Origin of the sequence: Caldisalinibacter kiritimatiensis (assembly GCF_000387765.1) — a bacterium.
GTDB classification, from domain to species: Bacteria; Bacillota; Clostridia; order Tissierellales; family Caldisalinibacteraceae; genus Caldisalinibacter; species Caldisalinibacter kiritimatiensis.
In genome coordinates, this window is record NZ_ARZA01000125.1 from 29,057 (window position 1) to 53,896 (window position 24,840).

21 protein-coding genes, 1 other RNA gene and 1 riboswitch are annotated in these 24,840 nt (G+C 31.9%); all 22 genes read right to left on the minus strand.

From position 1 onward, the window contains the following. Window positions 1-50: 50 nt before the first annotated feature. Window positions 51-249, minus strand: a riboswitch (cobalamin riboswitch). A 220-nt stretch (window positions 250-469) separates the two neighbouring features. Then, window positions 470-1,816 (minus strand): APC family permease, encoded by a 1,347-nt coding sequence (locus L21TH_RS05995; RefSeq protein WP_006311815.1) that lies wholly within the window; start codon window positions 1,814-1,816, stop codon window positions 470-472. 347 nt (window positions 1,817-2,163) lie between these two features. Further along, entirely contained in the window at window positions 2,164-3,075 is a 912-nt protein-coding gene (locus L21TH_RS06000) for a DNA-processing protein DprA (RefSeq protein ID WP_006311816.1), read from the minus strand. 156 nt (window positions 3,076-3,231) lie between these two features. Then, window positions 3,232-4,314, minus strand: a complete 1,083-nt coding sequence (locus L21TH_RS13760; RefSeq protein WP_006311817.1) for a peptidoglycan-binding domain-containing protein — start codon at window positions 4,312-4,314, stop codon at window positions 3,232-3,234. 465 nt (window positions 4,315-4,779) lie between these two features. Beyond that, window positions 4,780-5,112: a transfer-messenger RNA gene (gene ssrA, locus L21TH_RS14030) on the minus strand. Window positions 5,113-5,185: 73 nt separating this feature from the next. Continuing rightward, window positions 5,186-5,653 carry an SsrA-binding protein SmpB gene (smpB, locus tag L21TH_RS06010; protein ID WP_006311818.1) on the minus strand — a complete coding sequence of 156 codons (468 nt, stop codon included), beginning with the start codon at window positions 5,651-5,653 and terminating at the stop codon, window positions 5,186-5,188. Between the two features lie 52 nt (window positions 5,654-5,705). After that, the gene (locus tag L21TH_RS06015) at window positions 5,706-6,395 is read right to left on the minus strand and encodes a cation:proton antiporter regulatory subunit (protein WP_006311819.1); all 690 of its coding nucleotides are present in this window, start codon (window positions 6,393-6,395) and stop codon (window positions 5,706-5,708) included. A gap of 194 nt (window positions 6,396-6,589) precedes the next feature. Next, window positions 6,590-8,707: a ribonuclease R gene (gene rnr / locus L21TH_RS06020; protein ID WP_006311820.1), complete on the minus strand. Its 2,118-nt coding sequence runs from the start codon at window positions 8,705-8,707 to the stop codon at window positions 6,590-6,592. Window positions 8,708-8,730: 23 nt separating this feature from the next. After that, a complete protein-coding gene (locus tag L21TH_RS06025) occupies window positions 8,731-9,282 on the minus strand; it encodes an HDIG domain-containing metalloprotein (RefSeq protein ID WP_006311821.1) in 552 nt (183 codons plus the stop codon). A gap of 82 nt (window positions 9,283-9,364) precedes the next feature. Next, window positions 9,365-10,120, minus strand: coding sequence for an alpha/beta hydrolase (locus tag L21TH_RS06030; protein ID WP_006311824.1), 756 nt, complete (start codon window positions 10,118-10,120; stop codon window positions 9,365-9,367). A 139-nt stretch (window positions 10,121-10,259) separates the two neighbouring features. Then, on the minus strand, window positions 10,260-11,423 hold the full coding sequence (locus tag L21TH_RS06035; RefSeq protein ID WP_006311826.1) for a D-alanine--D-alanine ligase family protein: 1,164 nt from the start codon (window positions 11,421-11,423) through the stop codon (window positions 10,260-10,262). 40 nt (window positions 11,424-11,463) lie between these two features. Next, complete coding sequence (locus tag L21TH_RS06040) at window positions 11,464-13,119, minus strand: UDP-N-acetylmuramoyl-tripeptide--D-alanyl-D-alanine ligase (RefSeq protein WP_205617964.1); 1,656 nt, start codon at window positions 13,117-13,119, stop codon at window positions 11,464-11,466. A 54-nt stretch (window positions 13,120-13,173) separates the two neighbouring features. After that, window positions 13,174-13,935, minus strand: coding sequence for an alpha/beta fold hydrolase (locus L21TH_RS06045; protein ID WP_006311829.1), 762 nt, complete (start codon window positions 13,933-13,935; stop codon window positions 13,174-13,176). 291 nt (window positions 13,936-14,226) lie between these two features. After that, entirely contained in the window at window positions 14,227-14,745 is a 519-nt protein-coding gene (locus tag L21TH_RS06050; RefSeq protein ID WP_006311830.1) for a hypothetical protein, read from the minus strand. A 6-nt stretch (window positions 14,746-14,751) separates the two neighbouring features. Next, window positions 14,752-14,919 (minus strand): hypothetical protein, encoded by a 168-nt coding sequence (locus L21TH_RS14255; protein WP_006311831.1) that lies wholly within the window; start codon window positions 14,917-14,919, stop codon window positions 14,752-14,754. 245 nt (window positions 14,920-15,164) lie between these two features. After that, on the minus strand, window positions 15,165-17,180 hold the full coding sequence (locus L21TH_RS06055) for a sodium-translocating pyrophosphatase (protein WP_006311832.1): 2,016 nt from the start codon (window positions 17,178-17,180) through the stop codon (window positions 15,165-15,167). 31 nt (window positions 17,181-17,211) lie between these two features. Beyond that, window positions 17,212-17,442 carry a preprotein translocase subunit SecG gene (secG, locus tag L21TH_RS06060; protein WP_006311834.1) on the minus strand — a complete coding sequence of 77 codons (231 nt, stop codon included), beginning with the start codon at window positions 17,440-17,442 and terminating at the stop codon, window positions 17,212-17,214. Window positions 17,443-17,673: 231 nt separating this feature from the next. Beyond that, window positions 17,674-18,963 carry a phosphopyruvate hydratase gene (eno, locus tag L21TH_RS06065; protein WP_006311835.1) on the minus strand — a complete coding sequence of 430 codons (1,290 nt, stop codon included), beginning with the start codon at window positions 18,961-18,963 and terminating at the stop codon, window positions 17,674-17,676. A 60-nt stretch (window positions 18,964-19,023) separates the two neighbouring features. Next, a complete protein-coding gene (gene gpmI, locus L21TH_RS06070; RefSeq protein WP_006311836.1) occupies window positions 19,024-20,556 on the minus strand; it encodes a 2,3-bisphosphoglycerate-independent phosphoglycerate mutase in 1,533 nt (510 codons plus the stop codon). A 13-nt stretch (window positions 20,557-20,569) separates the two neighbouring features. Beyond that, window positions 20,570-21,316, minus strand: a complete 747-nt coding sequence (gene tpiA, locus L21TH_RS06075) for a triose-phosphate isomerase (protein WP_006311837.1) — start codon at window positions 21,314-21,316, stop codon at window positions 20,570-20,572. Between the two features lie 105 nt (window positions 21,317-21,421). After that, window positions 21,422-22,615, minus strand: coding sequence for a phosphoglycerate kinase (locus tag L21TH_RS06080; RefSeq protein ID WP_006311842.1), 1,194 nt, complete (start codon window positions 22,613-22,615; stop codon window positions 21,422-21,424). A gap of 112 nt (window positions 22,616-22,727) precedes the next feature. Then, on the minus strand, window positions 22,728-23,741 hold the full coding sequence (gap, locus tag L21TH_RS06085; protein WP_006311844.1) for a type I glyceraldehyde-3-phosphate dehydrogenase: 1,014 nt from the start codon (window positions 23,739-23,741) through the stop codon (window positions 22,728-22,730). 51 nt (window positions 23,742-23,792) lie between these two features. After that, window positions 23,793-24,827, minus strand: coding sequence for a sugar-binding transcriptional regulator (locus L21TH_RS06090; protein WP_006311846.1), 1,035 nt, complete (start codon window positions 24,825-24,827; stop codon window positions 23,793-23,795). Window positions 24,828-24,840 lie beyond the last annotated feature (13 nt).

Below are 24,840 nucleotides of genomic sequence, written 5' to 3' on the forward strand. Positions count from 1 at the left end.
TAAGCGTCACTACGCTTATCCGTAACACCTCCCCATCCTCGTGAGTTATATCGGTGTTGTTCTTTATGGCAGGTCTCCTGACTTAGGGTCATAGTAAACCTATACCTTCCCATTTCTATTTTGAAACAGTGGCACATATAGATTTACTCCCCATCACAGTGGCGGGACCGTGTTGGATTTTCACCAAACTTCCCTTTTAAATTCTTGATTTAAATTTAAATCAAGAATACCATAAAGCACCATATTAAGTTTTATTAATTAAATTTTAAATTAATTAACTAGATAAGTCAATGTTTAGTTTTTTAACTTTTCTTTACATTTTAAATTTTCTAAAATAGTTTGTGATTTATTTCCAACCAATATAATAACATAACTTATTATAGTTCTAATAAAAAATTATGTGTTAAAATATATTATATAAGGCGAGGAATTTAAATTTTCCCCACCTTATCATTGGATTTCACTTGATTTATTGACTTTTTTTCTTAATGTATATATAAACAGGTAAACCTACTAGAGTCATCGCTATACCTATAAGTGCATTTGTCGTATCTGTAAATAAAGTATTAATTAGGATGTATGCTCCTCCACATATACCTATCAATGGAACTATAGGATAAAGTGGCACTTTATAAGGTCTTTCGATGTGCTTATATTTAGTTCTTAATATAAATATACCAGCAACTGTCATAGTAAAGAAAATCCAAAGTACAAACATTACTAATGTAGTCAACGTTTCAAAAGAACCTGTAAATACATATATACATGCAAGTAACACTTCTAACATGAATGCATTAAGAGGAGTATTGAATCTCTCATCTACTTTACCTATTTGCTTTGAGAAGGGAAGCAATCCATCCTGTGCCATAGCGAATGGAATTCTAACACCTGTTAATAAATATCCGTTTAAAGCTCCGAAAACTGATATTAAAATACCTGCTGATACTAAACTTGCTCCTGTACTACCAAACAATACAATAGCTGCATCAGATGCAGGTGATTGAGATGCTATAACTTCTTGAACTGGAATTACATTTATTATTGCTAGGTTAATTAAGACGTAAACAGTAATTATAGTTAATAGTCCAATTACAATTGCTTTAGGTAAGTCTTTTCTAGGATTTTTAAGCTCTCCAGCTATATTTCCTACTCCTACCCAACCGTCATATGCCCATAGAGTTCCAAGTATTGCAGCTCCAAAACCTGTAACTGTAGCTGAACCCACTGCTGTACTTGACATACTATGAGCTGTACCTTTAAATAAACCGTAGAAAATAATTATAAATATAGGTAATAATTTTCCTACTGTTGAAATAGATTGTATTTTACTTCCAACTTTTGTAGACAGCACATTACCTATCATAATTGTAAATAATAATACAACTGCTAATATCTTTTGCTGTATTTCAGTCATAGGCACAAAATATGTTGCTTGAGTAGCTGTAATTATAGCAAGAGCTGCAGCTGCACCTGGTACATATATCATAGTTTGTACCCAACCAAATAAAAATGCCCATTTCTCACCATATAACTCTTTAAGGTATACAAAAACTCCACCAGTCTTAGGAATAGCAGTAGCAATTTCTGCTATCGTGAGTGCTGATGCCATAGTTATAAGTCCGCCAGCTATCCATGCTAATATTCCAAATAAAGGAGTTCCTGCATTACTGAAAACTGAAGATGCTTTAAAAAAAATTCCAGAACCTATTACTACACCTACTACTACAGTTATCGCATCAAATAGTCCTATCTCTTTTTTCAGAGAATTTCCTTGATTTTTAGCATTTACATTTGTAACCTTAACTTTTGCCTCCATATTTTTATTCACCTCTTTTTCTTTAGTATTTTTAATGTTAAGTAAATTAAATGTTTGTTTATATTACCTCCCCTCTTTCATTGGCAAACGTTCCCATATCCAGCATACTGACCTAAATCTTTTTTAAAATATGCACTCTCTAATTTTATTTTAATAATCCCTTTATAGTCAACAAATTTCGACATGTATTAATTTTTTTTAAATTATATGGCAATTTAATGTGACGAATACTGTTTTTTCCTAAAGAAGCCACTTAAGTAGCTTTTAGGTGCTGGGTACAAGAAATGTAAATGATGATAAATAATAATACAAAAATAGTAGCTCACATTAAAGTACGAGCTACTTAGCTATTCATATACCTCTTCTATATCTTTTAAATCTGAAAAATTAGATATTTTTATAACATTTTTATTCTTTAAAAGTATTTTATTGCCTTGAACTACTTTATACTTTTCTAATGACTTCGGAAAGGTTAAACAAGCAAGCCTCTTTTTATATTTCCTTGTAAATTTAACTGTATGCATTGTCCCACTATCTACATCAGTTTCAATAACTATAACTACTTTAGAAAGAGCAGCCTGTAATCTATCTCTTTCTATAAACTGATAACCTTTTATCTGTGTTTTAACTGGGTATTCCGATATAATGCAACCATCATTCTCTATTATCTTCTCTGCTAGTTGCATATTTTCTTTAGGATATATATTTAATACATCACTTGGAAGAGTTACTATTGTCTTTCCATTGTTTTCTACACAGCCTCTATGTCCATATGTGTCACATCCATTGGCAAGTCCGCTGACTATAACATAATCTCTGTTGGTAAAATATTGTGCAATGTCATACGCATACTTTTTTCCTCTATTGGTAGGATATCTAGTTCCTATAATGGCTATTTTTTTATCATGTAATAGTAAGTTGTGATTACCCCTTGAATAATATAATATTGGTGGCGCATCTATCTCTCTAAATTCATTGGGATAATTCTTATCTTCAATAGTAGTTATTTTAATTTTATTTTTAATACAGTCATCAATAATCTTATTCGATTTCTCATCTGCTACTTTTAACTCATCGATTGTTGGAACTTTTATTCGTTTATCAATACTTTTTATATTTCTATAAACCTCTATAATATCTGTATTATCTAAAGTGTTCATTTTTATATTATTGTCTTTTATGTAACCTCTGAATAATAACATGGATTTTCTTCCTATACCCTCTATTTGACTTAACTTAATATATATTTGCTTATACATGAAATTCTCCTATCTATAATTTTTATAATATAATTGTATCAAACTATCAGTTAAGATTGAATAAAAATCGGCAAAACCGATTTTTGGCTATTGACTACTAGCTATTAGCTGTTGGTTTAAATACTTTGTTATACAATAAAAAAGCAGCTAGGCTGCTTATTTAATAAGCCCAGCTGCTCTTTTTACTTGAGTCTGATGACCTTCATCTATTCTGTTAGATGAATGGGTTCTACTGTTTTTAAAATGTAAGCACACATGCCCATCGAATCCATTTCCTTTAACTGTATCATAATTAGTTCCTGCTCCATAGCCTCCACTTCTCCAATTAACCCAAACTCTAGAAGGCTTATTATCAACTCCAGCATGAGGCATTCCGTTCATAGAAGCTGCAATAGCTCTTCCTTTTGTATAAACAACTACAGCTCTTCTTATCCAGCTATATGTTCCACCCCAAGCCTTTTTTAATGCTTGAGCATCCTTGACTGTTAATGGTTCTACATCCGCATGATGTGAGCCACCAGTTACTTTCACTTTAAAAGTTATACCAGTATCTAAATCCCTTATAGTCAATATATCATACCAGTTAACTAATGACCCTTTTACCTGTGTCCACCAATCTAAATATTCTCCATATCTTCTATAACCTCTTCTGCTTGTATAAGTTTGTACGTCATTAAATAAACCTAAACTCCTCATTTTTTTTATCGTATTTGGACCTACTATACCATCAACTAATAAACCATATTTTCTCTGAAAGTCCTTTACTGCTTTTTCTGTAATAGTACCATAATAATTTGTAATCTTGTAAAAATTAAATGTCCCCGCTTTTTTTAATGCCTTTTGTATGTAGGCTACCTCTTCGTGCCTATCCCCTTTTTCATATATACTTTTTGAAAACACAATTTGATTGCTTGCTTGATAAGAAGTATTTGAATCATCGATTAATCCTAAGGACTCCATTTTATTGATAGTTTGTTTTCCTGCTATTCCATCTACTAATAAACCATATCTTTGTTGAAAACTCTTTACTGCTGATTCAGTTAAATTTCCATAGTAATCTGTTACGTTTCTTATGTTTAATACTCCTTCTTCCTTTAATGCCTTTTGTATCTGTATAATATCTTCGTGTCTTGTCCCTTTTTTATATATAGGCAATGAAAAATCATATGCATAGGCAGGCAAACTAGAAGAGATTAATATCGAAGTAGCTACTGTTAACGACGCGATTATTTTTTTCAAAGAACCACCCTTTCTACTACTGTTTTGACTTTTGTACTCATACATATAAATACTTTATCTTTTTTGTGCTGAATTTTCAAATAATTTTACCAGTATTTACTATGGTAATTTATGTTCATAGAAAAATTTATGGCATTATAAAACCCCAAGATTTGCAATTTTGCAAATCTTGGGGTTAATATTTGGTGGAGGCGGTGGGACATGATATCCATAAGTTTCCTTATGGCACTGACTATATCTTGAACTCTTTAGAGTTCCCTGGCGTGTTATGAAAGGTATATTATAGTGTTAACCCTTCCATCCTAGTACTGCATATCTCTATTAGAAACTTAGCAGCCTATGAGTCGATACAGGGCCTGTTGGGTTTCCCCACACACCCCTCGGTGTTAGCATAGCTATATACCTTAGCCTTCACCGATTAAGCCAGGTTTTCACCTGTAAATCACTTTACAGGGCGACTCCTTACGAATCGAACCCACGTCCGAAAGCACTTCACCAAGAGCTTCTCCGAGTGCAGTTGCTGATTTACATTCGCCTTATATGCCGCCCAACAACAGGCTTCATATAAAACTATCTCCGAGTATTCTACTACAGGTCGGAGCTCCCCTGCAGCAGTTCCCCGCAAATGATGGCCCTTATACTCTAATAGGCGGGACTATTAGAGGAAGGGAGCTGCGTGTTCTTACGCAGCTAAAGCGTAATTTTCTTCAGCGTTTATCTTTATGCTTGGCTTTTTTACGTGGTACCAAACCAACCACGACTCGCTACTCTTGGCTCCATACCCCCGTCGAAACCTAATTCGCCCCCACGATATTTAGTTTTATATAAAATACTAACATTAATTGTTAGTAATTATAAACTTATTAACAATCTATCTGTATTTAGCACTTAAATGCTTTTGTATTCTTCTCTGTGCATCTTTCTTAGCAATATCTGCTCTCTTATCGTATAATTTCTTACCTTTAGCAATAGAGAGCTCTATCTTAACAAGACCATTCTTTAAATACAATCTAAGTGGTATAAGTGAATATCCTTTTTGAGTTGTATAACCTATAAGCTTTCTTATTTCCCTTTTATGAAGTAGAAGCTTTCTAACTCTCAAAGGGTCTACATTGTATATATTCCCTTTTTCATAAGGACTTATATGCATATTGTATATAAACACTTCTCCGTTCTCAACAATGGCATAACTATCCTTAAGATTTACTTTTCCTTGTCTAACAGACTTTACCTCTGTTCCTTTTAATACTATACCTGCTTCAAAAGTTTCTTCAATATAGTAGTCATGTCGTGCTTTCTTGTTATTAGCTATTATCTTTTTATTACTGTTTTTAGCCATCTTTATCACCACTATTGTTTACAGTCTATATTTTAGTTTATCAAATATTATGTTAATTGTCAACAGTTTCTTTACGATATTGGTTTAGTACCAAACTTTTAATATTATCTAGATTACCATATACATTTACTTTATCACCTATTACAAAAACATAGTTACTTTTAGGAAAATGAATCATTTTTGAACCCTTATCTATGTTTAATATCTGTATATTTCTCTTTGTTAGCCCTAATTCTTTAAGACTTTTACCTACAAGAATACTTCCTTCTTCAATAACAAACTCAACTACACCATATTCTTCATTTAACTTTAAAACCTCTTCTACAGTTTTAGATTTTTTCTTCTTCATTTTACCTAACAATTGCTTTTCAATTAACTGTTCTAAGCTTCTACTCACCCATTTATATCTAATAAGCATAAGCACAAAGAAAGCTATAACTATTATTGTTATTGTTATATATAAAAACCTATTACTACTCTGCAATATATTTAATACTAACGCTATTAATGCTGCATATCCAACATAACTTATCAGCATAAGTATTTGTGCTATTTTTCTCCTTGTAGGATGTTGGGTTATAAGTTCTGATTCCTGTGTAGTAAAGCCTGTATTTGTTATTATAGATATCACTTGAAATCTTGCTTTGTCAATATCTAAACCTGTAATTTTTAAAGCTATAGAAAAAACTTCAACAATAAGTAATAAAATTATAAACAACAATATAGCACCTATAGTCCCCATATAAGTCCCCCTTGTAATACTTATTATATCATCTTTTCTTATATTCTTATAGTCATTATATAGTCAATATGCAACTTCGCCTATTAACTATAGCTATTGGCTATTCGCCTTTCGCTTTTCGACAAAAGCATTGGTTAAATATTAGATATAAAAATTAAGGCTAATTATGAAGTATTTCATAATTAGCCAATTATTTATTCTTCTATTAATATAAAATCTATTTCTCGACTACTGATATCTGCTTTTACTAGCTGAACCTTTACTACATCTCCTATCTTGTATGTCTTCTTAGTTCTTTCTCCTATTAAGCAATAGTTTAACTCATCATATTGATAGTAATCGTCAACTAATGTACTCACATGCACTAGACCTTCAATAGTATTATCAAGCTCTACAAAAATACCGAAGGAAGTAATCCCTGAGATAATCCCTTCATAAATCTCTCCAATTCTTTCTGACATATATTCAACCTTTTTAAGATCTTCTGTTTCTCTTTCTGCTTCTTCTGCTATTCTTTCTCTTACCGATGACTGTTCTGCTACCGAAGGTGCTCTTCTTTTTAATTTTTCTATTCTAGATTCTGTAATTTTACCATTTAGAAGCTCTTTTATTATTCTATGAATCTGTAAATCAGGATATCTCCTTATAGGTGAAGTAAAGTGACAATAATATCTTGCTGCCAATCCAAAGTGACTTTGACTGTCACTACTATATCTAGCCTTTTTCAATGACCTTAACATCAATGTATTAATAACTGTTTCTTCTTTAGTACTTTCAACTTTCTTTAATAACTGTTGTAATTCCTTTGGATGTATGTCTTGTGTGCCCTTTAATACATATCCAAAGTTATGTATAAACTTATTAAATTCATTAATTCTTTCTACATCTGGGTCTTCATGTATTCTATATATAAAAGGTGTATTTGTCCAGTACATATATTCAGCTACTGTTTCGTTACAAACCAACATAAATTCCTCTATCATTCTATTAGCAATCCTACGTTCTCTTTTTCTTATATCTACAGGCTTACCATCTTTATCTAGAACTATTTTAGCTTCATCAAAATTAAAATCTATACTTCCTCTCTTTTCTCGTTTTTCTTGTAATATGTTACATAACTCCTCCATAAGTTTAAGTTCTTCTAATATATGCTCATATCTTTGCTTTAATTGTGGGTCATCTTTTTCTAAAATATCTGATACATCTGTATAAGTTAATCTTTCTTTACTTTGTATTATGCTTTCAACTATTTCGTGACTTAAAACCTTACCGTCTTCATTTGTTTCCATAAATACACTTAAGGTAAGTCTTGGAACCTTAGGATTTAAGCTACATACACCATTTGATAGCTTCTGCGGTAACATAGGTATTACTCTATCTACTAAATAAACACTAGTTCCTCTTTTTAGTGCTTCCTTATCTAACTTAGAACCTTCTTTCACATAATATGATACATCAGCAATATGTACACCTAACTTGTAATTTCCATTATTGAGCTTTTCAATAGATACCGCATCATCTAAATCCTTAGCATCTGCACCATCAATTGTAAATATTGTCATATCTCTCAAATCTCTTCTACGCTTTATTTCACTTACTGGAATAGTATCTGGTATGCTTTTGGCTTCATTAATAACCTTTGTTGGAAACTCTTGAGATAAACCATATTTTTTAATTACAGCTAATATATCTGTTCCAACATCATCTTTATCTCCCAATATTTCTACTACTTTACCTTCTGGACTTCTTCGTTTTTCAGGCCATTTTGTAATCTCTACTACTACCTTTTGGTCGGTTTTTGCTCCATTAATTTCAGACTTAGGTATAAATACATCCATATTAATTCTGTTGTCATCTGGAACAACAAAACCGAAATTTCTACTCTTCTCAAATGTACCTACTATCTTTTTATTAGCTCTTTCTAGTATTCTGATAACTTCTCCCTCTGGTTTTCTTAAATCTTCATATGTTCTAGATACACGTACTACAACCTTATCTCCATGCAAAGCTCCATTTAAGTCAGAAGGAGAAACAAAAATGTCCTTTAAGTCTTCGTTATCAGGTATAACAAATCCATATCCTTTGGGATTACCTTGTAATTTCCCTACAACTAAATTCATTCTTTCTGGTATTCCGTATCTGTTATTTCTAGTTTTAATTATTCGTCCTTCTGCTTCCATTTCATCAAGTATCTTATAAAACTCTTTTACTTCATCACGATTAATCTGAAAAAAATCAGCAAGCTCTTCCCTGAGCATAGGCTTATAGGCTTGTTCCCTCATAACCTCAACTATCTTCTCTTTAGTATTCATAAACACTCCTCCATATCTTAATATTATAGACCTAAATCCTTATGAATCTTTTGCATTGATTCAAGACCTATACTAATAAATTCTTCTAATTCTAAACCTAATTCTCTACATGCTTTAATTTGTTCTCTATTAGCACCTCTAGCAAATGACTTCTCATTAAAACGATTCATTACAAATTGAGTATCGATATCATTTAATTTTTTAGTTGGTGAAATAAGTGCTGCAGCAACTATTAAGCCTGTTAAAGGGTCACTACAATAAAGTGCTTTATCCATTAATGATTTTCTCTCTAATCCATGTGCATCATTATGTACCTTAACAGCATATACAACATCGTCTTCATAACCTAGTTCTTGTAGCATTTCAGCTCCAACTATGCTATGTCTGTTAGGGTCATCGGCAGTTTCTTCATAATCTATATCGTGTACTAATCCAGCTAACCCCCATTTGTCAACATCTTCATTAAATTTTTCTGCTAGTCCTCTCATTACTGCTTCTGCTGCTAGCATGTGCTTAACAAGGTTTTTGTTTTTTACATTTTTCTTAACTTGCTTTAAAGCTTCTTCTCTATTCATTATATTCCCCTCCCAAGTATTATTTTAGTCATATTTAAGTATTGTCATAATTAAAAATATGAATACATTCCTATAAGTGAATTTATTCTTCAACTATTCCTATATCTTTAATAAATTTATTTATTTCCTTAAAAGCTTTATCCCTTTCACAATCAACAGTTACAACATGTCCACTTTTTTCTAAGAAAACTAATTTTTTTATTTCAGAACCAACTTTATTAAATATATATTCTGCACTATCATATTTTACAGTGTTGTCATTCTTTGATTGTAAAATAAGTACAGGAGCCTTTACTTTTCTTAATCTCCACTTTGTTTTTCTAATCAATTTTAATAAATGAGGTACTACTGACACTGGTGTTTTATCATATCCTATAAGATAATCTTCTATATCTTTTGCTAGTTCTTTTTTAGGCTTGTATTCATATTTTTTAAAATACTTTAAAATAGATGAAAAGTATGCTTTTTTATTAGTTATATTTATTGGAGCAGATATACTAATAATACTATCTACTTCAAATCTCGCTGCCAGATTTAATGCTATTATTCCTCCCATTGAAAGTCCAATTACAATAATTTTGTCACATTTATTTTTAAGTTGTATCAATTCTGTTTCTGCAGAAGAAATCCAATCCTTCCAATTTGTCTGCTCCATATCTTCTACCTTTGTCCCATGTCCCTTCAATAATATGCCTTTAACTGTATAACCCTTATCTGCTAAATATTCACCTAATAATCTCATCTCTGCAGGTGAACCTGTAAACCCATGTATTAATAAAATTCCTATATTATTACCTTTAAAATAAAAAGGTTTTGCATTCTCATGTAAATAATTCAATTTAACACCTACTCTCTTTTACTCCTATTCCATATTATAACATATATATTTCTGATTAAATATTATTTTCATTGACTGATTATATATGAAAGGCATGTAGACTAAGTTATCTACATGCCCCAGTATAAATATAATATCTTTATATTTTCGCTGAGTTGTTTGCTAAATCAATTTTCTTAAATAAATCAACATCATAAGAATACATATTTTTTTGTTTATCTTGGTATGTTACAAAAGCTATTTCTAAAAGCTCATTTATTAATTCTTTAAATGATATACCCATTGGTTCCCAAAGGTAATATGAAATAGAACCAGGCATAGTATTAATCTCATTAATATAAACTTTATCTTCTTGTACTAAGAAATCTATTCTAGCTACTCCTCTACAATCTATAGCCATAAATGCTTGTTTAGCAAGTTCCTCTATTTGCTCTTTTATATTATCTAGAATATCTGCTGGAATAACTCTTCTTTCTCCTTTAGCTCCTTTAGTATTACTCCTTACATACTTATCTTCGTATGATAATAATTCCTTCCATCCTAACGGTTCCTCGCATAAGGATGTCTTTAAGTTATCATCATATCCTAATACTGCACAATTTATCTCTCTAGGATTTTCTACACTTTTTTCTACTATAATTTTTCTATCATATCTTATAGCTACTTCTATAGCTTCTTCTAATTTTTCTCTATCTTTAGCTTTAGTTATTCCTATACTTGAACCTAGATTAGCAGGCTTCACAAATACAGGATAACCTAACTTCTCTTCTACTTCTTTTATCACATTTTCTTTGTTTTCATTCCATCTTTTTCTGAAAAACCATATATAATCTACTACAGGTAAATCGTAAGATTTAAATACAGATTTCATAACTACTTTATCCATTCCTACTGATGAAGCTAATACTCCTCCACCTACATATGGAATGTTCATTAGCTCAAATAATCCTTGTAAAGTACCATCTTCTCCATTAGTGCCATGTACAGCTGGAATAATAACATCTATACTATCTAATATCTTCTTCCCAAATAATTTTATTTTCTCTGGATGTGTGTATATTTTATTATCATTACTCTTTGGAATAACTACTATCTCTTTTAAATCATTTAACTTATTTTCTTTAAAGTTTTTAAAGTCTAGTAAACTATCACCTGTAAGCCATTTACCATCTTTATTTATATATATAGGTATAACATCATATTTTGATTTATCAATGTTTTCTATTATTTGTAATCCTGTTATAACTGAAACTTCGTGCTCTACACTTCTGCCTCCAAACACTACCCCTACCTTTTTCTTCATACAATATCTCCTTTCCAATATTATATATATTCAATGTATTTTATTCATTATACGTATCAGGTAAGTCATTTTCGAATAATACAACATCCTTAGGTTTTACAATCTGTTGAAGTTTATTTGTTGCTTGGTCTAATGTGCTTACAACAAATATATTATCTTTATTAAAGCCTTCATCTAATATTCCTCTGTATATAGGTTTTGTTCTATTTTTTCCTACAAGTATAGCATAATCACATACTTTAGCTATATTTCTTCCAAATTGTTCATTAGCTTCTTCTTCTTGTTCTCCTAATTCTACCATACCTGGTGTTATAACAATTTTTCTTCCCTCTTTAAATTGACTAACTACATCTAATGCTGCTTTAGAACTTATTGGGTTTGAATTAAATGAATCGTCTATAACAATAACTCCTGTACCAGGATTTATTAACTGCAATCTATGAGGTACTGGCTCTACTTTAGATATGCCTTCTGCTATTTCTTCTAAAGTCAATCCTAAAGCCTTTCCTGTAGCTGCTCCTGCTAATAGATTTGAAATGTTATGCTCTCCTAACAGCTTAGTATTACATTTTACTTTATTTCCTTCTTTATCATTAAGTATAAACGTTGAACCCATTTCTCCTACTTCTATATCTGTTGCATATATATCTAATTTTTCAACATCTTCCATACCATATAATATTTTTTCTTTAAATGTCTTATCAGCTAACTTTCTTACATATTCGTTGTCGTAATTGAATATAGCTATACCATCCGTTGGTAATTCTTCTATTAACTCATACTTAGTTTTCATAATATTATCTATGTTTTTAAATGTATCAAGATGTGTCGGTCCTACAGCAGTAAGTATACCAATTTGAGGACCAGCAAGTTTTGCTACTTCCTCTATATCACCTATTTGTCTAGCTCCCATTTCTACCACAAAGACTTCGTGTTCGTCGTTTAAAGTATTATTTATAACTTTACTTATACCCATAGGTGTATTATAACTCTCTGGAGTTTTTAGTACATTATACTTTTCTTCTAATATTTTAGCTGTAATAAATTTAGTACTTGTCTTACCAAAACTACCCGTTATTCCAACTACGTTTAAGTCTTTAAAGCTTCTAACCTTATTATAAGCTTTATCGTAATAATATTTATTAACCCTATTTTCAACTGGTCTAACTAGTATATTTGCTAAAATCATATTTTGAGGTATGAAATAATATATAACTGCACTAGCTAACAATATTACAGGATAGTAATATTTTAATCCAACAACTAAGAAAAATACTACAGCTATTAAAGCTAATTCTAGTAAATTAACTATGAAATTAGACACTAACAATCTTTTTGCTCTTTTAGTATAAACTAATTCTTTTTTAGCCTTTTCTTTTTTAAAGTTTATACTAAATAAAATTAATAGAGACCATAAAACTATATATCCTATCCATATGATTAAATTCTTTGTAAATAATGAAGAAATTAAATATAGTACAGATAAAATACTAATAGCTATGAAAGACATCTTTACTTTATTAGTAAAAACTTTATAACCGAACTCCTCAAGCCAGTTTATGTAATTTTTATTTTTATATCCTTCTAATTGTATCATATGAAGACAAAATCTAATTTTATAAAAAGCAGCTGTTAGCCATAATGCTCCAGTAACCACTGCTAAAATCCAAAATAAATTGTTACTAATCACATCCATCATTTTCACTCTCCTTGATAATATTGATGCTCATTGTTCTTTTAATTTTATTTATTAATCCTTTAAAAAGCTATCTAATATTAACTTAAATCTATTATATTGATCTACATATGAATAATGTCCTGCATTCTCAAGTACTACTAATCCACTGTCCTTTATCTCTTTTTCCATTATTTTTCCCATATAAACTGGAGTAGCTGTATCATCTTTACCCCATACAAGTAGTGTTGATGCTTTGATGCCTTTTAATAGTGGTCTTAAGTCTTGGTTTATAACTTTGACCATTATCTTTCTCATTATACCATCTGCTGCTCTATAATCTGTAGAACCAAATTTTTTATAAAATTTCTCCATTCTTTCTTCTTTATTAGTCCAAAACAACATAGTATTATATAAGAATTTTAAAGTCTTAAAGCTATATACTTTTAAGTAGTACTTCATAGAGCGTTTTGGTATTAAACCTGCACTATCAATAAGAACCATTTTCTTTACTAGTTCTGGATATCTATTAGATAATATAATCGAAATTCTACCTCCATGTGAATGTCCAATAAGAATAACTTCTTTCATTTCCATCTTATCTATAAACTTCTTCACTATATCTGCATATTCAAAATTCCCCCAAATCTCTTTTGGTTTATCACTCTCACCAAAGCCAGGTAAGTCTATTGCATATACTTTAAATCTATCCTTTAAATGATTAAGTATAGGTAGCATTGTAGTTATATTTGCTCCCCATCCATGCAATAGTAAGACATTTTTTCCTTCGCCTTCACAAACATAGCTTATATTCAAACCATCTATGTTTACTTTCATTCTATCATCCTCACTAATGTTGTAATATTATATTTATTAGTACATATTATTATCCTACTCTATATGATTATAACAAAACTTTCGATTAAATACCACATTTATTAATTATGGTTAGTTTTGTTGAAACTTTGTGCTGTCTTCGCCTGCAGTCGTTATAACAAAACTTTCGATTAAATACCACTACAGTACAATTTAAAATTGAAAATGTAAAATTTAAAATATTTTAGCTGTTGGCTTAAAAATAGCTTCGATTACTCGAAGCTCATCTTAACTCTATGAAATTACCCTGGCTTAAGCTCTTCTTTTTTGGATATATATGTACACAATTATTAATATTAAAGCTATAAAAATCATTGGAAATAATAAACTATTTTCATTATTCTCAATAACTCGGTTACTATTATTTTGTAATGAATCTTCACTTATTGTATCTGTATGATTTGACTCCTTATTTTCTTCGATGTCATTAATATCAGTAGGATATATTTGTATAGTTGAACCGTCATCATTTTTTATATAAACCTTATCTTCATCTATATAATAATTAGCTACCTTACAACCGTTGTTTATATAATGTTGAAAAATTGCATTATCTTTGGGATTTAGCCCTTTTTCTATTTTAAGAGTTTTGTAGTCTAGAGATGAAACCTTAAATACTCCCCATTTTACTTCATAATTTAAAAACTTCTTATCAATTGAAGCTATTATAAAATCTCCTTTTTCTGGTGTATACCAGTGGAATTTAGGCTCAATCTTTCTATTTTTATCAGCATATATTTTTATATGCTTATCAACCTCTATACCATTCAAAGTGCTTTAGATATCAACTTTAATCCAATCATCTTTAGCTTCAGTAACAGTCCCTAATACTAAAGCATCCTGGTCACCATGGGTTAATCTGTATAATAAATCTGCTCCATATACATTTACAGATAAACCTAAAACCAAAGCAATAATTAATATAAAACTAATCCATTTTTTCATTAATTCACCCTCTTGATAAAAAATTATTTATATTCGCACTTTTCCCAGGAAATAATACAATTTTCGTAATTCGATAGTAATACGATGCCATAACATGCAAAGTATTCCACTTTTATTTTATACCACATATATCAAGTTATCAATGCTTTATTATATTAATCTTGATTTCAAATAACAGCTATACTTACTTTTCTTTTTCTACACTACAATAAAACCCCTTCTCAAAAGAGAAGGGGTTTATCTTACTAGAATAATTTTAGAAGTAATCCACCCATTTGTAAGAATAATGGAGCGAATACTAATGCAACTATTGTCATAAGCTTGATTAAGATATTGATTGATGGACCTGAAGTATCCTTGAATGGGTCACCTACAGTATCACCAACAACTGCTGCTTTGTGAGCTTCGCTTCCTTTTCCACCATGATGACCTTCTTCAATGTACTTCTTAGCATTGTCCCAAGCTCCACCAGCATTAGCCATCATAATAGCCATAAGTACACCCGATACTAAAGCACCAGCTAATAATCCACCTAATGCTTCTGTACCTAATAATATACCTGTAGCTAATGGTGCTAATACTGCTAATAATCCCGGAACCATCATTTCTTTTAATGCAGCTGCTGTACTGATATCAACACATTTTTTGTATTCTGGTTTAGCTTTTCCTTCCATGATTCCTGGAATAGTTTTAAATTGTCTTCTTACCTCTTCAATCATACTGAATGCCGCTTTACCAACAGCTTCCATAGTTATAGCTGAGAATAAGAATGGTAACATACCACCTACTAATAAACCTACAATAACTGTTGGCTGTGTTAAATCTATTTTATCTAATTCAACTGCTTGTGTATAAGATGCGAATAAAGCTAATGCAGTTAGTGCAGCTGAACCTATAGCAAATCCTTTACCAATAGCTGCTGTAGTATTACCAACAGCATCTAATTTATCAGTAATATCACGTACTCCCCCTGGTAATTCACACATTTCTGCTATACCACCAGCGTTATCTGCTATTGGACCATAAGCATCAACTGCTACAGTCATACCAGCAGTTGATAACATACCTACTGCTGCTAAAGCTATACCATATAATCCTTCTCCAACGTTAGCTGCTCCACCACCTGCATAGAATGCAACTAATATTCCAATAGCAATCATTAATATCGGAAGAGCAGTTGATAACATACCTACTGCTAGACCACCAATTATGTTAGTAGCACTTCCTGTTTCAGATTTGTCAGCTATTGTCTTAACTGGCTTAAATTCACCTGATGTATAGTATTCAGTAAGTTGTCCAATTATAGTTCCTACTACTAGCCCTGATACTATTGCAATAAATGGTTTTAATGTACCCAATAGATATTGACTTAAGAAAAATGCAACAACTACTGTAACAATAGCACTTACATAAGTACCCATTTTAAGTGCTTTATGTGGGTCAGCACCTTCTTTTCCTTTAACAAAGAAGGTACCTATAATAGAAGCAATTATACCAGTAGCTGCAAGTAATAATGGATAAACTGCACCATTAAATTCAAAAGCTATAAATCCTAATGTAATAGCTGAGATAATAGAACCTACATATGATTCAAATAAGTCTGCACCCATACCTGCAACGTCACCAACATTATCTCCAACGTTGTCTGCTATAACAGCAGGATTTCTTGGGTCGTCTTCCGGAATACCTGCTTCAACTTTACCAACTAAGTCTGCTCCAACGTCTGCAGCCTTTGTATAGATACCTCCACCAACACGTCCAAAAAGAGCTATTGATGAAGCACCTAAACCAAATCCCGTAACAACTGCAGCATCTTTAAAGATTAAGTATAGAGCACCTACTCCTAACAATCCTAATCCAACAACTGACATTCCCATAACTGCTCCACCTGAGAATGCAACATCAAGTGCTTTATTCATTCCTGATTCCTTAGCTGCATTTGCAGTTCTTACGTTTGCTTTAGTAGCAACTCTCATTCCAAAGAAACCTGCTAATGCTGAGAATGTAGCACCTACTAAGAAACAAAAAGCTGTATTCCAATCAATTCCAAAACCTAAAACTACAAATAAAATTGCAACGAATACTATAAGCGTCTTATATTCTCTTGATAAGAAAGCCATAGCACCTTCTTGAATGTAAGAAGAAATCTCTTTCATTCTTTCAGTTCCTACATCAACTTTACCAATCTTGTTAGCTTTGTAATAAGCAAATAATAATGCAATGATACCTGCTATCGGAGCTAAATAAATTAGTGAATCCACTTCAATAACCTCCTTTACATATTCAATTTTATTATTGTAATGCTGCAAGTACTAGTGCAGATATAACAAAAAGAATTGCTGAAATTGCTGTTAGCTTTTCAAGGATGCCTTCATAGCTTCTTCCTTTATTTTTACCCCAAATACTTTCAGCACCACCTGCTATAGTACCTGATAAACCAGCAGATTTTCCTGGCTGTAATAAAATACTTGCAATAAGTACTAAACTTGTTATTATTAAAAGAATTGTAAATAATATTTGCATCGTCCCACCTCCCATACTAAAACTAACATACCTATTTTAACACAGTGCTATTTTAAAATCAACAATATTTCCCCCGTAAAATACAGTATTTATAGCTTTATTAATTATAACCAAGTATTTGGTTATTATATCCATTTTTTCAACATAAAATTAATAAAACCAAATAATAAGGGCTCAATTCCACCCTTATTATTTGGTAAATACTACTTTACTATTCAATTTATAAGCTTCCTACTTTAGGTTGTAGAATGCATCCATTCCTAAGTATTGTGCAGTAGTTCCAAGCATATCTTCTAATCTTAATAATTGGTTGTATTTAGCAACTCTATCTGTTCTAGAAGGAGCTCCAGTCTTGATTTGTCCTGCATTTGTAGCTACAACGAAATCTGCAATTGTTGTATCTTCAGTTTCACCTGATCTGTGTGATACTACTGCTGTATATCCAGCTCTCTTAGCCATTTCAATAGCTTCTAATGTTTCAGTTATAGTTCCTATTTGGTTAACTTTGATTAAGATTGAGTTAGCAACACCGTTTTCGATACCTTTTTTAAGTCTTTTAGTGTTAGTTACGAATAAGTCATCTCCAACTAATTGGATTTTATCTCCTAATTTTTCAGTTAATACTTTCCATCCTTCCCAATCTTCTTCGTCTAAACCATCTTCAATAGATACGATTGGGTATTTTTCTACTAATTCGCTGTAGAAGTTTACAAGTTCTTCAGAAGTAAGCTCTTTTCCTTCTCCAGCTAATCTATATATTTTAGCTTCTTTGTCGTAAAGTTCAGTCGCAGCAACGTCTAATGCAAGTTTTACTTCTTCACCTGGTTTGTATCCAGCTCTTTCAATAGCTTCAACGATAGTTGCAAGAGCTTCTTCGTTTGAACCTAAGTTTGGTGCAAATCCACCTTCGTCACCTACAGCAGTGTTTAATCCTTTTTCACCTAATACTTTTTTTAGATTGTGGAAAATTTCTGAGCCCATTCTTAATGCTTCTTTGAAGTTAGGAGCTCCTACTGGCATAATCATAAATTCTTGGATGTCTACATTGTTATCAGCATGCTCTCCACCATTTAAGATGTTCATCATTGGTACAGGTAAAGTTCTAGCATTTACTCCACCTATGTATTGATATAGTGGCATACCTAATGCATTAGCTGCTGCTTTAGCTACTGCCATTGAAACACCTAGAATAGCATTAGCACCTAATTTAGATTTGTTATCAGTTCCATCTAATTCTATCATTTTAGTATCTATTGCTACTTGGTCTAATGCATCCATACCAATGATTTCTGGCGCAATTACATCATTAACATTTTCTACAGCTTTAGTAACACCCTTACCTAAGAATCTTTCTTTATCTCCATCTCTTAATTCTACTGCTTCAAAAGCTCCTGTTGAAGCTCCTGATGGAACAGCTGCTCTACCGAATCCTCCACTTTCAGTCCACACTTCAACCTCTACAGTTGGGTTACCTCTTGAATCAAGTATTTCTCTAGCGTAAACATCAGTAATCATTGTCATTTTTAATCTCCTCCTTACATGTTTATAAATTGTATATTAAAAAGATTTTATATCTTTAATTTACTTAACTATTAGAGATTCTCCTGTCATTTCATTTGGCACACTAACATTCATCATCTCAAGTAATGTTGGTGCTATATCCGCTAATTTACCTTCTCTTAATTCTACATTTCCTTCTCCAATAATTATACAAGGAACTCTATTCGTAGTATGGGCTGTAATTTCTCCACCTGTTTTTTCATCTATCATTTCCTCTGAATTACCATGGTCTGCAGTAATTAATAGTTTTCCATCTACATTTTGTACTTCTTCTATTATTTCTCCTAAACACTTATCTACAGTTTCTATAGCTTTAACTGCCGCTTCTAAGCTACCAGTATGACCAACCATATCTGGATTAGCAAAGTTTAATACAATTAAATCATATTTCTCTTCTTTGATTCTCTTAATTACCTCTTCTTTAACTTCAACTGCGCTCATCTCAGGCTTTAAATCATATGTTGCAACCTTAGGTGATGGTATAAGTACCCTGTCTTCACCTTCATTTGGTGCTTCAATTCCACCATTGAAGAAGAATGTTACATGGGCATACTTTTCTGTTTCTGCTATTCTTAATTGCTTAAGTCCTAAACTGCTTACATATTCACCTAATGTATTCTTATGCTTCTGTGGCTTATATGCGATAGATACATTCTCTATAGTCTTATCATATTGAGTCATACATACGAATAACGTATTTACTTTCTTTTCTCTAGTAAAGCCATCAAACTCTTTGTCAACTATAGCTCTAGTTATTTGTCTAGCTCTGTCTGGTCTGAAATTGAAGAATATAATTGAGTCATTATCATCTATAGTTGCTATAGGCTCTCCATTTTTAACGACAACAGTAGGAACCACAAACTCATCAGTTACATCTTCTTGATAAGACCTATTCATTGCTTCAATTGCAGAACTAGCCTCTCTACCTTTACCGAGCGTCATTGCATCGTATGCTTTCTGCGTTCTATCCCATCTCTTATCTCTATCCATAGCATAATATCTACCTGAAACTGTAGCTATTTTTCCTACACCTATTTCTTCTAATTTAACTTCTAGCTCTTCAATATATCCTTTACCACTCTTCGGTGGTACATCTCGTCCGTCCATATAGCAATGTACATAAACCTCTTCTACTTCATATTTTTTAGCTAGTTCTAATAAAGCATATAGATGTGAATTGTGACTATGAACTCCTCCATCTGAAACTAGTCCCATTAAATGTAACTTAGATTTGTTTTTCTTTACATTTTCTATAGCTTTAATAAACTCTGGATTATTAAAGAACTCTCCATTTTCAATGGACTTAGTTATTCTAGTAAACTCTTGATATACTATTCTTCCAGCGCCTATATTTAAGTGACCAACCTCTGAGTTACCCATTTGTCCCTCAGGTAACCCCACTTCAAGTCCACTTGCCGCAAGTGTTGTGTTTGGATAAGTTTCTAATAATTTATTAAAGTTTGGAGTATTAGCTTTGCTTATAGCATTTCCATCGTATTCTTTACCAATTCCCCATCCATCTAATATAACTAATGCTGCTAATTTGTTAGACATTTTTGACCTCCTCTTAGAAGTTCACAATATCAGTAAAATCTTCTGCCTTTAGACTTGCTCCACCTACTAATGCACCATCTATGTCAGGTTGATTCATAATGTCTGTAACATTTTTAGGTTTTACACTTCCACCATATTGAATTCTAACTTCTTCAGATATGTCCACACCATATTTTCCTTCTATAGTGCTTCTTATATATTCAATCATTTCGTTTGCGTCTTCACTTGAAGCTGTTTTACCTGTACCAATAGCCCAAATTGGTTCATATGCTATAACTACTTTTTTAACATCTTCAGCTTCTACATCTTCTAACGCTTTTAAAACTTGCTCATTAACTACTTCTTTTTCTTCACCATTTTCTCTTTGCTCTAGAGTTTCACCTACACACACTATTGGATTTATGCCATGTGCTATTGCCGCTTTTATCTTTTTATTAACAGTTTCATCTGTTTCATTAAAGTATTGTCTTCTTTCAGAGTGACCGATAACAACATAGTCTATTCCAATTTCTTTAAGCATTAAAGGTGATATTTCTCCTGTAAAAGCTCCACTTTCTTCCCAATGCATATTTTGTGCACCTAATTTAACCTCTGTTCCTTCTAATTCCTTCTTTATAGCATCAAGAGAAACAAAAGGAACACAAACTACAACTTCTACATCTGTTTTAGCTGCCACATCTTTAATTTTATTTACTAATTCTACACCTTCACTTATAGTTTTATTCATTTTCCAGTTACCAGCTATTATTGGTGTTCTCATAAGTTTACCTCCTAATATCTTAGTACTTAAACATTACATTTGGTGTTTGATGCCATATAGTAACTTTTTAAACACCATGACACCAAACACCTTATTTTTATACAATTACTTATCGCTAATTGCAGCTATACCTGGTAATATCTTTCCTTCAAAGAATTCTAATGAAGCTCCACCACCAGTAGAAATGTGAGTCATTTTTTCGTTTAATCCAGTTTTATCTACAGCAGCTGCACTATCTCCTCCACCAATGATAGTAGTAGCATCTGCTTCAGCCATAGCTTTAGCTACTGCTTCTGTACCTTTTGCGAAGTTTTCCATCTCGAATACACCCATTGGTCCGTTCCATACTACTGTTTTAGCGTTTTTAATTTCTTCAGCGAAAAGCTTGCAAGTTTCTTCACCTATATCTAATCCCATCATGTCTTCTGGAATTTCTTCTACGCTAACAGTTTTGAATTCAGTATCATTTTTAAATTCTTTAGCTACTACTGTATCTACTGGTAATAATAACTTAACTCCTTTTTCTTCTGCTTTTTTAATTAATTCTTTTGCTAAATCAATTTTGTCTTCTTCTAATAGAGATTTACCGATGTTTAATCCTTTAGCCTTTAAGAATGTAAACATCATACCTCCACCGATTACAAGAGCGTCAACTTTGTCTAATAGGTTTTCAATTACACCTATTTTGTCTGATACCTTAGCTCCACCTAAAATAGCTACAAATGGTTTTTCTGGATTTGACATAGCTTTACCCATAACTTCAATTTCTTTTTTCACTAAAAAACCAGCAGCAGATGGTAAATGTTCACTAACTCCTACGTTTGAAGCATGAGCTCTGTGAGCTGTACCAAATGCATCATTGATGAATACTTCCCCTAATGAAGCTAATTCTTTAGCAAATTCAGGGTCGTTTTTCTTTTCTTCTTTTCTGAATCTAGTGTTTTGTAATAAAACTACATCGCCTACATTCATGTTTTCAACTGCTTTTTTAGCATTTTCTCCTACTACTTCGTCGTCTGCAGCAAAAACTACTTCTTTTTCTAATAGCTCTGATAATCTTTTAGCCACTGGCTCTAAGCTAAATTCAGGCTTTGGCTCTCCCTTTGGTCTTCCTAAGTGAGACATTAAAATAACTTTTCCGCCTTCTTCAATGATATGCTTTATAGTTGGAAGTGCACTTCTTATTCTTCTATCGTCAGTAATTTCACCATTATCGTTCATAGGAATGTTAAAATCACATCTAACTAAAACTCTTTTATCTTTTAATTCCATATCAGTAATTGACTTTTTATTTAACATTAGAATCACCCCTTAATCAAAATATAACACATATATAAGTGTTTAGGCATAAAAAGGGAGAAGCCGGTTAAGTAGCTCTGCTACAAAACCGGACTCCTTTTATTTTTGAGAATTAAAGTCCCTTTTTAGCTATATATTTAATTAGGTCAACAACTCTTGTTGAGTAACCCCACTCATTGTCGTACCAAGAAACAACTTTTACCATGTTTCCGATAGCCATAGTAGAAAGTCCATCTACTATTGAAGAATGTGGGTCTTTTCTGTAGTCAACAGACACAAGTGGCTCTTCTGAGTATCCTAAAATTCCTTTTAATTCTCCTTCTGCTGCTTCTTTTAATGCTTGGTTAACTTCTTCAGTAGTAACTTCTTTTTCCACCTCGAAAGTAACGTCTACAACTGAAACAGTTGGAGTAGGAACTCTCATAGCCATTCCGTTTAATTTTCCTTTTAATTCAGGTAATACTAATGCAACTGCTTTAGCAGCTCCAGTAGTTGTTGGAATAATTGATTCTGCTGCAGCTCTTGCTCTTCTTAAATCCTTTTTATGAGGAGCGTCTAATATTCTTTGGTCATTAGTATACGAGTGAACAGTAGTCATTAAACCTTTTTTGATACCAAATTTTTCTAATATAACTTTAGCTACAGGAGCTAAACAGTTTGTAGTACAAGAAGCATTTGAAATTACGTGGTGATTAGCTGGGTTATATTCTTCTTCATTTACTCCCATAACCACAGTTACGTCTTCGTTTTTAGCTGGTGCACTGATTACAACTTTTTTAGCTCCAGCCTTAATGTGTTTTTCAGCTTTTTCTTTATCTCTGAAGATTCCAGTTGATTCTACAACAACGTCTACTCCTAATTCTCCCCATGGTAAGTTTTCTGGGTCTCTTTCGCTAGTCACTTTTATTTTTTTACCATTTATTACTATGTACTCACCTTCTACTTCTACAGTTCCTTCGAACTTTCCAAAGCATGAATCATATTTGAATAAGTGTGCTAAATCTTCTGGGTTAGCTAAGTCATTGATTGCTACTACCTCAAATTCAGTTACTCCACTTTCAACAGCTGATCTTAAAACATTTCTACCAATTCTTCCAAAACCATTAATACCAACTTTAATTGCCATTAAAAAAACCTCCTTAATTTTTTATTTATATTTAGTGCTACTTTTATGTAGCTAATTAATTAACTCAATAATTTTCCTAGCTGCCCCTTCATCTGTTACAAGGGTCATATCTTTTTTCAGTGCACATATCGCCACAATTGCTTTTGCCTTTCTAGCTCCACCTGCTACTCCTATCACATTGTTAACTTTTTCAAAATCAACTAGTGACAAGCCAACTGTATTTGATTCCCAAATTATTTCACCTTTTGTATTAAAATAATGTCCAAAAGCCTCTGCTACAGCACCTTTTTCCTTCAGCTCTTTAATTAGCACATTTGATAACTGTCTCCTTCTCGCCATATCATCTGCTCTTCCTATACCAAATACCAATACATTCATCTTTTTAATCTTCTTCACTGTATCATCTATATCTGGTAGTTGCAACAGAGTTTCTAAAGCCTCTTTACCAATATTATCAGGCACATGCAATAATTTATATGAACCACCAAGTTTTTCAGCCAATTTAGCCGCTACGTTATTCGCCTGAGTTTCTAGATACTTACCTAATCCACCACGAGCTGGCAACACCAACACATTCTTTTTACCTTTTTGTTTTGGCATTTCTTCTGAAACTTGGGCCATAGTAGTGCCACCTGTCACTCCTATTATATAATCATTATGTATAATGTTCTTTATGACTATAGAGGCTTTTTTCCCTAAGTCTTTTAATATCAACTTATCATTATCACAGTCACCAGGAACTATATACACTTTTTCTATACCCAATTTTGATTCCAATACGTTTTCTAAATCTCTCAAGCCTTTCAACTCATATATATAATCCTTAAGCTTTTCTATTATAGCTAATCCTTCTTCTGTTATATTCATCCCCATCGACTTTATATCTAATAAACCTTGCTCCTTTAGAATATTTACTTCAGTTCTAATTATCCTTTCACCCAAGCCTAAATTATGGGATAATGTACGCCTACCTATAGGCTGATTGTGCATAACGTTTCTCAAAATATTGTACCTTTTTTCTAAAATTTCTATTACTTCTGGTACTATTTTTTTTTGTAATTCTATTAAATCTTTTAAATCTTTCATAAAAAGCTCCCCT

Bases quoted from the DNA above. Each gene is read 5' to 3' on its own strand.
- L21TH_RS05995 (WP_006311815.1), bottom strand. From the start codon at position 1,816: ATGGAGGCAAAAGTTAAGGTTACAAATGTAAATGCTAAAAATCAAGGA.
- L21TH_RS06000 (WP_006311816.1), bottom strand. From the start codon at position 3,075: ATGTATAAGCAAATATATATTAAGTTAAGTCAAATAGAGGGTATAGGA.
- smpB (WP_006311818.1), bottom strand. From the start codon at position 5,653: ATGGCTAAAAACAGTAATAAAAAGATAATAGCTAATAACAAGAAAGCA.
- L21TH_RS06015 (WP_006311819.1), bottom strand. From the start codon at position 6,395: ATGGGGACTATAGGTGCTATATTGTTGTTTATAATTTTATTACTTATT.
- rnr (WP_006311820.1), bottom strand. From the start codon at position 8,707: ATGAATACTAAAGAGAAGATAGTTGAGGTTATGAGGGAACAAGCCTAT.
- L21TH_RS06025 (WP_006311821.1), bottom strand. From the start codon at position 9,282: ATGAATAGAGAAGAAGCTTTAAAGCAAGTTAAGAAAAATGTAAAAAAC.
- L21TH_RS06035 (WP_006311826.1), bottom strand. From the start codon at position 11,423: ATGAAGAAAAAGGTAGGGGTAGTGTTTGGAGGCAGAAGTGTAGAGCAC.
- L21TH_RS06040 (WP_205617964.1), bottom strand. From the start codon at position 13,119: ATGGATGTGATTAGTAACAATTTATTTTGGATTTTAGCAGTGGTTACT.
- L21TH_RS06045 (WP_006311829.1), bottom strand. From the start codon at position 13,935: ATGAAAGTAAACATAGATGGTTTGAATATAAGCTATGTTTGTGAAGGC.
- L21TH_RS14255 (WP_006311831.1), bottom strand. From the start codon at position 14,919: ATGAAAAAATGGATTAGTTTTATATTAATTATTGCTTTGGTTTTAGGT.
- secG (WP_006311834.1), bottom strand. From the start codon at position 17,442: ATGCAAATATTATTTACAATTCTTTTAATAATAACAAGTTTAGTACTT.
- eno (WP_006311835.1), bottom strand. From the start codon at position 18,963: ATGACAATGATTACTGATGTTTACGCTAGAGAAATACTTGATTCAAGA.
- gpmI (WP_006311836.1), bottom strand. From the start codon at position 20,556: ATGTCTAACAAATTAGCAGCATTAGTTATATTAGATGGATGGGGAATT.
- tpiA (WP_006311837.1), bottom strand. From the start codon at position 21,316: ATGAGAACACCAATAATAGCTGGTAACTGGAAAATGAATAAAACTATA.
- L21TH_RS06080 (WP_006311842.1), bottom strand. From the start codon at position 22,615: ATGTTAAATAAAAAGTCAATTACTGATATGGAATTAAAAGATAAAAGA.
- gap (WP_006311844.1), bottom strand. From the start codon at position 23,741: ATGGCAATTAAAGTTGGTATTAATGGTTTTGGAAGAATTGGTAGAAAT.
- L21TH_RS06090 (WP_006311846.1), bottom strand. From the start codon at position 24,827: ATGAAAGATTTAAAAGATTTAATAGAATTACAAAAAAAAATAGTACCA.